Genomic DNA, 11,163 nt, shown 5'->3' with positions numbered 1-11,163 from the left:
GTTCATCATCGCGTCGGTCATCGGTGGTCCTTCAGGTAAAGGGTTGGTGTAAGCAACCAGACCCTACCGGAAAGCGCCGATGACTACCGCGCTACTCAGCTACACCACGTCCCGGGACACGACCCATAGGGGCGATTATGGCTGGCGGGGAGGGGCATAATTTCAAGCAGCTAAAGGAGGCAATTCTTACGTTGAGTCAGGCCACCGATTGGGAGCTTGCTAAAAAAGAATGGAAGTTGAAGCAAATCTATGAGGCGGACGAAGCGGAAACCTGTTTGTGCGGGCACACGCCAATTATAGAAATTTGCGTCCTGTCCAACACGCTCAATGGTCAACACGCTGAGGTTGGAAACCGATGCGTGAAGCGTTTCCTAGGCCTTCGCTCTGACCTAATTTTTGTGGGCATCAAGCGTATTCGAGCTGACATTTCCAAAGCGCTCAATACAGATTCTACCGTGTTTTTCTACGAGCAGGGAGTTCTGACTAGCTGGGAATATCAATTCCAAAACAGCACGTTGGGGAAACGTGCTATGTCGCCTAAACAGCTCGAAATTCGACACCGAATTAACCAGAAGGTTCTGGACTATATCCAACGGCAGGGCATCTAAGTACTCGATCCCATAATGGGGATTATGCGCAACCGTACAGCAGCTTTAGGGATTGCGAATCGGAACCTAGAACAACCGCAGCGGGGTCGTAAGCCGTCATCGATCTCGTCCCGCCCTCCCGCGCAAAAAACTTATCCCCCACCCCCAAACCTCGTGGCATCATCCACCCATCCCCGTCACACACGCGGCCCCCACGCAGGGTCGGGCGGGGAGATCGTGGGATGGGGGCGCCTGTCCAGCTCGGGTGGAAACTCGGCATGCGCATCTGCAATAATGGTGCGTCTGAACCGGACCCTTGCATAAAAGCGGATCGTGACGGGCGGCCAGTGGGCTACTTTATTTGTTTCGGAAGGTCCAATGGCCGCCCGTTACCGTGCAACCGCAACGCCGCAAGGCCAGGCGGCAATTTCTGCTGTCCAGGGCAACGGCAAGCAGCATCAGGGGGTCACCTGATCCACCGGCATCGCCTTGATGAAATCGATGAACGCTCGCAGCGGGGCCGGCACCAGGCGACGTCCGGGGTAATACAGGAAGGGGCCGGAAAAGCTGGGCCACCAGTCTTCTAGTACCGGCACCAGCCGGCCGGCGTCGAGGTGGGGGCGGAGCCAGTCTTCGAACATGAAGATGATCCCGGTGCCGGCGATGGCGGCATCCACGGCCAGTTCGGTGCCGTTGCCGGCGGTGGTTTTGCCGTCGCGCTCAAAATACCAGGTGGTGCGGCGTGCCGTGGCGGGCGAGGTATTCGGCTGAGGCGGCGGCTTGGCGTACCAGCAAGGCTTAGCGTTCGACCAGTTCGACCCGACGGTTCAAGGTCCTGCCCGCATCGGTCGAATTGCTCGCCTTCGGGGCCAACATGCCCACCCCAGCCGGCTCGATCCGTTCGGCGGCAATACCCGCCTCGACCAAAGCTGCCACCACGGATTTTGCACGCGCTTGTGACAGAGCAAGGTTGGCATCAGCGTCGCCAATCCAATCGGTGTGACCCACGATGAAAACCTTTAGCTTCGGATTTTCAGTCAATAGCTTGGCCATTTCGGCAATTGCCGGTGCGGCCTCCGGGGCAAGCTGGGCGGTGCCAAGGGCGAAATACACATTGTCGACGGCAACGTGGCCCTCATCGGTAATGCCCTTTGCCATGGCAGCCGCATCGATCATATTGGCCTGCAGGTCTTGCGCAGTCACCACATCAAGATGCGCCGCCGATCGGCCAGCCGCATTGCCCACAATGGCGCCGTCCTGGTTTTGGGCGACGTAGAGGGCGATATGGCGCTGCCCATCCGCTGAGCCGGCAGCCAGAAAATGTTCGTCGCCGCCGATATACATGGCGAATTCAGAGGTCTTGCCGAGATTGGACATCTTGCGATCCGGCGGATAGATCACAAGCTTGCCGAGCAAGGCATTTGAGCTACCGCATTGCTTTGCCGCGCACTCAAACACAATCTCAAAATTGTTTGCGATCAGAGCCGCCCGATAGTTTTCAAACAGGTCGTTGGCACTCACACCGGCTGGGGCGACATAGAGGCGGCGCTGCAGCAACCCCTGCAATTCTTCAGACGCCGAGAGGGCGCGCCCTTTCATCGGGCCGGTGGGAAGCTGGTATTTCGAGAACCCATCGTCTGCTGCTGCCAGAAGGCACGATCCTGCATAAACCGGGATATTTTCAATATCGCCAAAACCCTCGATTGCTGGGCAATCGTCAGCCCAACTGGGCGAAATGCCAATCATCATCGCCGCTACGAACAGTGCTGCCAACAGGCCGATTTTTTTCAGCATGGGACTCTCCCGGTAATGAGACCCGACTGGGTCGCTCGATTTTTCTGGGTACGGTGCTGACGGTGAATGCAGGCTGAATGGCGTTGAAAAGAAGCATGCCAATACTTTGTCATAATCAACGTTTTGGCAAATCAGCCCAAAGCCGCGCGTCCCCTAAGTCAAAACCATCCTAAGGCAGCGGTGGTGGCATCGCCTTAACAAAATCGATGAAGGCCCGCAGCGGCGCAGGAACCAAGCGACGTCCGGGATAATACAGGAAGGGGCCGGAAAAGCTGGGCCACCAGTCTTCAAGTACCGGCACCAGCCGGCCGGCGTCGAGGTGGGGGCGGAGCCAGTCTTCGAACATGAAGATGATCCCGGTGCCGGCGATGGCGGCATCCACGGCCAGTTCGGTGCCGTTGCCGGCGGTGGTGAGCAGGGGGCCGGTGGGTTCGACGCGGATGGTTTCGCCGTCGCGCTCGAAATTCCAGGTGACCATGGCGCCGCTGCGGAAGCGGCTGAGGATGCAGGCGTGCTGCAACAGGTCCTTGGGATGGTGCGGCGCGGGGTGGCGGGCGAGGTATTGGGCTGACGCGGCGGTGGCGGCGCGTTGGCGGCGGGGGCCGATCGGTACGGCGATCATGTCCTGGGCCAGCGTATCGTCGTAGCGGATGCCGGCGTCGCAGCCTTCGGCCAGGATATCGACAAAGCTCTCATCGGTGCTGATATCGAGGCGGATCTCGGGGTAGGCGGCGAGGAATTTGGGCACGATGGCCGGCAGGATCAGGCGGGCGGCGCTGCCCGGCACATTGAGGCGCAGGGTGCCCGCAGGGCGTTCGCGGAAGCCATTGACCACATCGAGCGCGGCTTGCACTTCGCTGAGCGCGGGCGAGAGCCGGTCAAGCAGGCCCTGGCCCGCCTCGGTGAGGCCGACGCTGCGGGTGGTGCGGTGCAGCAGGCGCACGCCCAACTGGGTTTCGAGGCGCCGGACTGCATCGCTGAGACCCGACGGGCTGGTACCACTGCTGCGGGCGGCGCCGCGAAAGCCTTTGGCGCGGGCGACGGCGACGAAAGCGTTGAGATCGCCGAGGTCGGCTTGCATTGTTCGGCTCTCCGCACAGGTTGTGCAGATTGTAGGGGATTATCGGACGCAGCAGAAGCGCCCATCTGTGCGTTGTCTTTGAAAAGGAGATCGCTCATGTCCATCGAACAATCCGGCACCTTTACCCTTGGCGACCGCGCCGTGCAGCGCCTCGGCTATGGCGCCATGCAGCTTGCCGGCCCCGGCGTTTTCGGGCCGCCCAAGGACCATGACGGCGCCATTGCGGTGTTGCGCGCTGCCGTAGAACAAGGCGTCGACCATATCGACACCAGCGACTTTTATGGCCCGCACGTGACCAACCAGTTGATCCGGGAGGCTTTGCATCCTTATGGCGACAGGTTGACCATCGTCACCAAGATCGGCGCGTCGCGCGGCGCTGACGGCTCGTGGAACCCGGCGATGTCGCCGGATGCACTGACCCAGGCGGTACACGACAATCTGCGCAATCTGGGGCTCGATGTGCTCGACGTGGTCAATATGCGGCTGATGTTTGGGCTGCATCCGACCGAAGGCTCGGTCGAGCCGCTGCTGACGGTGTTGGCCGAGTTGCAGCAACAGGGGCTGATCCGCCATATCGGGCTGAGCAATGCAACGCTGGCGCAGGTAGAAGAGGGGATGAAAATCGCCAGGATTGTCTGCGTGCAGAACGAGTACAATCTGGTGCAGCGGTCCGACGATGCGCTGGTGGATCGCCTGGCGGCGCTGGGCATTGCCTTTGTGCCGTTCTTTCCGCTCGGCGGGTTTTCGCCGCTGCAATCGAGTGCGCTGACCGATATCGCTGCCCGGCTTGACGCCACGCCGATGCAGGTTGCGCTGGCCTGGCTGCTGCGGCGATCGCCGAACATCCTGCTGATCCCGGGCACCTCATCGGTGGCACATCTGAACGAAAACCTGGCGGCGGCCGATGTGATGCTGTCGGATGCCGTGATGGCAGAACTGGAAGGCGTCGCGAAGACGGCGGCTTAGTAGGTGGCGAGAACTGGGGGCGGCGGACTTGAGCGTTCGCCGCAGCCAACCGTCGCCGTCTTAGCGTTGATCATTGATCTCAACCCAATAGCCGTCCGGGTCCTGCACATAGACCTGCCGGAAACCGGCGGGGTGATAGCCTATGGAGTTGGGCTTGCCTGGCCAGTCATACCAGGTGACGCCGATGCTGGTGAGGCGCGCGAGGACGGTGTCGAACTCGTCGGTGCGCAGGGCCAGGTGGTTGTCCTTGCTGACCTTGGTGCCACCCGTGTCGCCCTGGTTGAGATGCAGGGTGTCGCTGCCGCCGATGGCGAGCCATTGGCCGGTGATTGGATCGCCGGAGGTGCGCACGATCGGCCAGCCGAAGGTATCGACGTAGAATTTGGTGCTGGCGTGGATATCGTGGACGAGAATGGAGACGTGGTTGAGGTGGAATGACATGGGGCAGCCAGCGCGGAGGGAGGGCCAGCGAGATTGGCCCTAACCCGTTCGCGCGTAAAGGGGCTGCAGGTGTTGCGGTAGAGGGCCATTGCTGAGCCTTGCTCACAACCGCATCCTTAAACCCGCCCCTATTCCCAGCAATGCGCGCTTGCTAGCATTGGGCAGAATTGGGCGCTTCGTCCCATGTCCCAGGGACAGCAATGACCACCACCGATACGCCGATTACGCCGGATGATGCCGAGACTGCGCCGGCGCATGTGCATGAGGCGTCGCGGCCGCTATTGGGGATTGCGCTGGTGATCGGGGCGACGGCGTTGTTTGCGCTCAATGACTCGGCCAACAAGTTTTTGGTGAGCGAGTTCCCGGTGCCGGCGGTGGCGGCGACGCGGTACATAGTGCATTGCCTGGTGATGATCGCCATTCTGGGGCCGGTGCAGGGCAGGCGGCTGGTGCAGACGCGGCGGACTGGACTGGTGCTGTTGCGCTCGATTTGCCTGGTGGTGGCGACGTTGTTTTTCGGACTGGCGCTGCAGCATATGCCGGTGGCCGAGACGACGGCGATTGTCTATCTGGCGCCGATGCTGGTGGTGCTGCTGGCGCGGCCGCTGCTGGGGGAGCGGATCGGGCTGGTGGGGTGGATTTCAACGCTGCTGGGATTTTGCGGCGTGTTGCTTATCGTGCGTCCAGGCGGCGGGCTGGACCCGATCGGCATCGTGCTGGCGCTGAGCAATGTCGGGTTCTCGGTGGTGTATTATCTGCTGTCGCGGGTGTTGGCGGCGAGCGAGAAGACGCTGACGCTGCTGTTTTACACCGCGCTGATCGGGGCGATCTGTTTTGGCCTTGCGCTGCCGTGGTTCTGGTTTGACCATGCGCCGACGCTGCTGCAACTGGTGCTGATGCTCAGCCTCGGGGTGACGGCGGGAATGGGGCATTTCCTGTTCACCGCCGCCTATCGCTATGCGCAGGCATCGCTGCTGGCGCCAGTGACCTATATGCACCTGCTGTGGGCTGGCCTTTCGGGCTGGCTGGTGTTTGGCCATGTGCCCGAAGGGCTGACGATTGCCGGGATGGTGATCATTGCCGCAGCGGGCGTGCTGATCGCGCTGCGGACGCGGTTTGCCAAGGTTTAGGCGGGCACGGGCTGGCTGGATTTGATGAAGGCCTGCAGACTGTTGGTGATGTAATAGGTCCAGGCGCCGGAGCAGTCATTGAAACATTCGACGCTGTTGACAAGGCCCACATGGGTGAAGCGGACTTCGGTCTGGTCGCCCCTGGCGGTGATATCGAAGACGATGTCGGTGCTGGTCCATTCGGTTTTGTCCTGGACGAAGTTGAGGCTGGCATCGACGACGTGCCAGACGATCTTTTGCCCGGGGACAAACTGGGTGATCTGTTGCGTGCTGGTATGCATATCCTGGTAGCGATAGGTAAACTCGCCGCCGAGGCGGTCGGTGTCGCCGGTAGTATCGCCCTCCCACCAGGCGCGGACGTCGTTGATGGCGGCAAAGACCTGTTCGGGCGATTGATCGACCGTAAAGCTGGTGGTGAAGTTCTGATCGGACATGATGCGGGTTCCTTGTGGATGCGTCAGGCGGGCAGGCGCTGGACGTATTGGGCGCGCAAGGCGAGGAAGCCGTCCCAGAACGGGCCGGGGGTCTGGCCAGATACGCGATTGACCAGCAGGTCGAGGTGCGCATGCCAGCCGGCGGCGATGTTGATCCGGTCAGGGTGGCCGGGCAGGCGCTTATGCACGAGCGTGAGCAGGACGTCATCGCCCCGTGGTTCAAGCTGGATCGAGATTTCGCCGGTATTGCCCCAGGTGAAGCCGAGCAGATAAGGCTCGCGGCATTGGGTGATCTTGCTGTCCATGCTGTGCTCGCCGGCAAAAGCCTCGGGGCGATCTCCCGGTGGGTTGGTCAATTCGTCATTGCGCCAGGTCAGGGTGAACGGGGCGCCGGCCTTGGTTTGCATGTCGCCCGCAGCGAGCCACTGGCGCCGAAAATCGCTGTCGGAGAGATAGGTCCAGACGCGCTCGATCGGGCCGGGCAGCAACCGCTTCATGGTCAGGGTTGCGGGTTCGGTGATCACGGCATAGGCGTCGGGCATGGCAAGATCGGTCATGGTTTGGTTCCTTTGGTGGTTTTGGTCTTGGACGCATCGAGATGCCGCAGCAGCTGTTCGAGTGCATCCAACCGGCCGGTCCAAAAGCGTTCGTAATAGCTCAGCCATTCCTGGGCGCTGGCGAGGGGGCCGGGGTCGAGGCGGCAGATGTGGGTGCGGCCACGGATCTCGCGCTGCAGCAGCCCGGCGGTTTCCAGCGCCTTGACGTGCTTCGAGGCGGCCCACAGCGAGATCGCAAACGGTTCGGCGAGTTGGCCAATGGTCTGCTCGCCATCGGCGAGGGCGCGCAGCATGCGCCGGCGGGTAGGGTCACCGAGCGCGTGAAAGACCAGGTCCAGTTGCGGCGTATCTTGATCGAGCATGAAGGGCATCCATTATTCAACGTTGCGGTTGTATATAGGTGCGGCATTGATTGTCAACTTAACGGTTGAATTTTTATGGCGTGCCGGAGGCAAGCGCGAGCGGATGCTGATTGACGGCTCGGCCATCGACAGAACAGATCCGGCAAGGGCTGGAGGCACAGTCCGCGACGCCCCTTGCAAATTGCATTTGAAAACGTTTCAATTTTGGCATGGACGAGTTGCCGATAGACGGGCGGGGTGCTGTTCTGCAGCGAACGGCGCATTGCCGTAAAAGAGTTTTGGAGAAGATAGTGTCAGGATCGCAAGCAAGCCTTTTGGCGCCGACGCCGCCGATGGGCTGGAACAGCTGGAACAGCTTTGCCACCACCATTACCGAGCAGCAGTCGCTCGACAATGCCAGGATCATGGCCGAGAAGCTGCTGCCGGCGGGCTATGACATCTTCACCATCGACATCCAGTGGTATGAGCCGGGTGCCAGCAGCTACGAATACTCAACCACGCCCAGGACGACGATGGACGAGTATGGGCGGGTAATCCCGGCGCTGAACCGGTTTCCGTCGGCGGCCAATGGCAAAGGATTTGCGCCGATCGGCGAGCAGATCCATGCGATGGGGCTCAAGTTCGGCATCCATATCATGCGCGGCATTCCGCGCCTTGCGGTGGAGCGGAACCTGCCGGTGCTGGGCACCGATGTGCATGCCGGGGACATTGCCGATATCGCCAGCATCTGTAGCTGGAACCCGGACATGTATGGCGTGGATATGAGCAAGCCGGGCGCGCAGGCCTATTACGACTCGATCTTTGCGCTTTATGCCTCCTGGGGCGTGGACTTCATCAAGATGGACGACATGAGCCGTCCCTATGATGCGCATGCGCCGGAAATTGAAGCGGCTCATCACGCCATCGTCAATTCGGGGCGACCGATGTCGCTGTCGCTGTCGCCGGGGGAAACGCCGGTGATCCGGGGATGGCACGTGCAGCAATTCGCGCAGATGTGGCGGATCAGCGACGATTTCTGGGATGAGTGGGCGATGCTGGACGCGCAGTTCGTGCGCCTGGAAAACTGGAACCCCCATATGCGGCCGGGCGCCTGGCCCGACGCCGACATGTTGCCGCTGGGGCGGCTGGCGCTGGGTGCCCGTGATACCCGCTTTACGCCCGACGAGCAGCAGACGCTGATGAGCCTGTGGGCGATTGCGCGCTCACCGCTGATCATGGGTGGCGACCTGCGGCATCTCGATCCCAAAACGCTGGCGCTGCTGACCAACGGGGACGTGATCGCCGTCAATCAGGCAAGTTCACAGAACCGGCCGCATTTCGAACTGGACGGTACGCGCATCTGGACCGCCAGGGCCGACGGATCGGACGATCATTATCTGGCGCTGTTCAACACGACGGACAAGACCAAGGATGTGCCGTTCAAGCTGGCGCGGCTGGGATTGAGCAGGGCCAAGGTCAAGGATCTGTGGACCGGCAAGGAACTGGGTGCGGTGGATGAGATGTTCACCGCCACGCTGCCGCCGCATGGCTCGGGGCTGTATCGCCTGGTGGTTTAGCGAGCAGACCCCCCTCCCTCCCCACAAGGGGAGGGAGCAGATTGAGTTCTGACCAGCGTTATCAGGTGATCGGCCGATGGTGTGAAAGCAGCGTCGGCCGCACTGTTGGTGGAGTTGGCTGCGGCACTTTGGCGTGAACGGGGCGGGGTATACCGGCTGTTAAGGTTAAACGCTCAATAATGGGCCATGGGAGCAGGGTAACGGCTCTCGCGGCGAATCCGGTATTGGCAGGGATGCGGCACAGAAGATTGCCAGCAGAACTGCATAAATATTGGGACAAACAGTTCGGTCAGGGGGCAGGCAAAATTACGAGTTCTGGGTGCAGAAACCGTGGTTGGCCGGCAGCGCGCAGAAGCGGGCAATCCTGAACGGCCACAAAACCTGGGTTTGAGTATCAATGCGTCTGATCATTGGCGTGGTTATCGTTTTTGCGTGTGTGTTTGGCGGTTATCTGGGCGTCGGCGGTCACATGGCCGTGCTATGGCAGCCCTTCGAATACCTCATCATTCTCGGTGCGGCAGTCGGCGCCTTCATCATCGGCAATACCGGTGCGGTGCTCAAGCAGTGTACGGGTATTTTCGGGACGCTGTTCCGCGGTCCGCGCTATAACAAGGCCGCCTATATCGAGCTGCTGGGATTGCAGTTCAGCCTGTTCAAGCTGGTGCAGTCCAAGGGGCTGCTGGCGCTGGAACCCCATATCGAAAATCCGCATGACTCGGCGATTTTCTCCAAGTTTCCTAAATTTGCCGCCAATCACCACGCCGTGGAGTTCATGTGCGATTATCTGCGCATGGTGACGCTGGGCACCAATAATGCCCATGAGCTGGACGACCTGATGTCCGAAGAGCTGGAAACCCATCATCAGGAAAACCACCGTGTGGTTGGCGCCATCCAGGCGCTGGCGGACGGTACGCCGGCGCTGGGCATCGTGGCCGCCGTGCTCGGCGTCATTCACACCATGGGCGCGATCAGCGAGCCACCCGAAGTGCTCGGCCACATGATCGGTGGCGCTCTGGTGGGCACGTTCTTCGGCGTGTTCGTGGCCTATGGGTTTTTCGGCCCGATGGCTCAGGCGCTGCGCAATATCTATGAGGCCGAAGACAAATATCTGCTGTCGATGAAGATTGGCCTGTTGGCCCACATTTCCGGCTATGTGCCGGTGATGGCAATCGAATTCGCCCGCAAATCGCTGATGTCGGAAGATCGCCCGACCTTCCTTGAGGTCGATCAGGCGACGGCAGACCTGTCACTGGTCAATTAGCGGGCAAGGTTAGAGAAGCATCATGGCAGACTTCGATCGACCGATTATCATCAAGAAGATCAAGAAGGCCGCCCATGATCACCATGGTGGTGCCTGGAAGATTGCCTATGCCGACTTCGTGACCGCCATGATGGCCTTTTTCCTGCTGCTATGGCTGATCAGCATGACCACGCCTGAGCAGAAGAAGGGTCTGGCCGACTATTTTGCCCCCCCCAATGTGAGCCTGGCGACCAGTGGCGCCGGCGGCATCATGAGCGGCACGGCAATGGACGTCGAGGGCGCCAAGATGGCCGGCTCCCCCATCGATTCCAAAAAGGATGCGTCGGTTTCGCCCGAGAACGGCAGCTTCGGCTCGCCCGATGCTGGCACCGGCGGCAAGGACGGACAGCTGGGGGAAAAGGACAAGTCGATCGGCACCTCCCAGACCCAGCTCGATTCCAAGGAAGAGCAGGCGTTCCAGTCCGCCGCAGCCAGCATCAGGCAGGCGTGGCAGGCGATGCCCGAAGTGGCCCAGATTGCCGACAATCTGCTGATCGATGAGACGCCCGAAGGGCTCAATATCGAGATCGTCGATCAGGAGGGGCGACCGATGTTCCCCGAAGGGTCAAAGTATCCGGTGGAGGCAACGCGCAAGGCGATTGCGGCACTGGCCCCGATCCTACAGCAACTGCCCAACCAGATCACGATTTCGGGGCATACCGCCGCTGGGGCGCAATACAGCAATCCCCGCTACGGCCCGTGGGAGCTGTCGAGCGACCGGGCGAATACGGTGCGAACCATTCTGGGCGAGTTCGGTCTGGCCGATGAACGCATCAGTTCGGTGATTGGCCGGTCCACGGCAGATCCGTTTTTTCCGAACGAGCCGTATCTGGCCTCCAATGAGCGGGTGAAGATCACCTTGCTGCATGAAGCGCCGCCGGTCCCGGCTGGTTTGACGCCGTAGAGGTGGAGCATCAGCGCCCTTCCGAGCAACCCGATGGCGGAGCAATCCGGC

Annotated in this window: 12 protein-coding genes and 1 pseudogene; 6 read left to right on the top strand and 7 right to left on the bottom strand. The window is 61.0% G+C overall.

Annotated features, from left to right (window positions below):
* Positions 1–137: 137 nt before the first annotated feature.
* Positions 138–608: a hypothetical protein gene (locus ABIT12_RS00935; protein ID WP_348044369.1), complete on the top strand. Its 471-nt coding sequence runs from the start codon at positions 138–140 to the stop codon at positions 606–608.
* A 437-nt stretch (positions 609–1,045) separates the two neighbouring features.
* Here ABIT12_RS00935 and ABIT12_RS00930 read toward each other — a convergent pair.
* From ABIT12_RS00930 to ABIT12_RS00920, 3 genes and pseudogenes are all read right to left on the bottom strand, one after another.
* A pseudogene (locus ABIT12_RS00930) lies at positions 1,046–1,333 on the bottom strand (LysR substrate-binding domain-containing protein); the annotation flags it as partial.
* Between the two features lie 52 nt (positions 1,334–1,385).
* Positions 1,386–2,381, bottom strand: coding sequence for an OmpA family protein (locus ABIT12_RS00925; RefSeq protein WP_348044367.1), 996 nt, complete (start codon positions 2,379–2,381; stop codon positions 1,386–1,388).
* 169 nt (positions 2,382–2,550) lie between these two features.
* A complete protein-coding gene (locus ABIT12_RS00920; RefSeq protein WP_348044365.1) occupies positions 2,551–3,462 on the bottom strand; it encodes a LysR family transcriptional regulator in 912 nt (303 codons plus the stop codon).
* A gap of 96 nt (positions 3,463–3,558) precedes the next feature.
* Here ABIT12_RS00920 and ABIT12_RS00915 point away from each other — a divergent pair, with 96 nt between their 5' ends.
* Positions 3,559–4,428 carry an aldo/keto reductase family oxidoreductase gene (locus ABIT12_RS00915; protein ID WP_348044363.1) on the top strand — a complete coding sequence of 290 codons (870 nt, stop codon included), beginning with the start codon at positions 3,559–3,561 and terminating at the stop codon, positions 4,426–4,428.
* 60 nt (positions 4,429–4,488) lie between these two features.
* Here the strand turns inward: ABIT12_RS00915 and ABIT12_RS00910 are convergent, their stop codons facing one another.
* The gene (locus ABIT12_RS00910; protein WP_348044361.1) at positions 4,489–4,869 is read right to left on the bottom strand and encodes a VOC family protein; all 381 of its coding nucleotides are present in this window, start codon (positions 4,867–4,869) and stop codon (positions 4,489–4,491) included.
* A 200-nt stretch (positions 4,870–5,069) separates the two neighbouring features.
* Here ABIT12_RS00910 and ABIT12_RS00905 point away from each other — a divergent pair, with 200 nt between their 5' ends.
* Positions 5,070–5,999, top strand: coding sequence for a DMT family transporter (locus ABIT12_RS00905; RefSeq protein ID WP_348044359.1), 930 nt, complete (start codon positions 5,070–5,072; stop codon positions 5,997–5,999).
* On the opposite strand, the gene ABIT12_RS00900 is transcribed toward ABIT12_RS00905, so the two are convergent.
* The 3 genes from ABIT12_RS00900 to ABIT12_RS00890 are packed head-to-tail and all read right to left on the bottom strand — an operon-like array spanning position 5,996 to position 7,352.
* A complete protein-coding gene (locus ABIT12_RS00900) occupies positions 5,996–6,433 on the bottom strand; it encodes an SRPBCC domain-containing protein (RefSeq protein WP_348044353.1) in 438 nt (145 codons plus the stop codon). The genes ABIT12_RS00905 and ABIT12_RS00900 overlap by 4 nt on opposite strands.
* Before the next feature lie 23 nt (positions 6,434–6,456).
* The gene (locus ABIT12_RS00895; protein ID WP_348044351.1) at positions 6,457–6,990 is read right to left on the bottom strand and encodes an SRPBCC family protein; all 534 of its coding nucleotides are present in this window, start codon (positions 6,988–6,990) and stop codon (positions 6,457–6,459) included.
* Complete coding sequence (locus ABIT12_RS00890) at positions 6,987–7,352, bottom strand: metalloregulator ArsR/SmtB family transcription factor (RefSeq protein ID WP_348044349.1); 366 nt, start codon at positions 7,350–7,352, stop codon at positions 6,987–6,989. The genes ABIT12_RS00895 and ABIT12_RS00890 overlap by 4 nt, the downstream gene beginning before the upstream one ends.
* Before the next feature lie 290 nt (positions 7,353–7,642).
* Between ABIT12_RS00890 and ABIT12_RS00885 the strand changes: the two genes are divergently transcribed.
* From ABIT12_RS00885 to ABIT12_RS00875, 3 genes are all read left to right on the top strand, one after another.
* Positions 7,643–8,908 carry a glycoside hydrolase family 27 protein gene (locus ABIT12_RS00885; protein WP_348044347.1) on the top strand — a complete coding sequence of 422 codons (1,266 nt, stop codon included), beginning with the start codon at positions 7,643–7,645 and terminating at the stop codon, positions 8,906–8,908.
* A gap of 397 nt (positions 8,909–9,305) precedes the next feature.
* Positions 9,306–10,169: a flagellar motor stator protein MotA gene (gene motA, locus ABIT12_RS00880; protein ID WP_348044345.1), complete on the top strand. Its 864-nt coding sequence runs from the start codon at positions 9,306–9,308 to the stop codon at positions 10,167–10,169.
* A gap of 22 nt (positions 10,170–10,191) precedes the next feature.
* Positions 10,192–11,112: a flagellar motor protein MotB gene (locus ABIT12_RS00875; protein ID WP_348044343.1), complete on the top strand. Its 921-nt coding sequence runs from the start codon at positions 10,192–10,194 to the stop codon at positions 11,110–11,112.
* Positions 11,113–11,163 lie beyond the last annotated feature (51 nt).

It is taken from the genome of Devosia sp., from assembly GCF_039927955.1.
In the GTDB taxonomy this organism is placed as follows: Bacteria; Pseudomonadota; Alphaproteobacteria; order Rhizobiales; family Devosiaceae; genus Devosia.
This window is presented reverse-complemented; position numbering and strand designations above follow the sequence as displayed.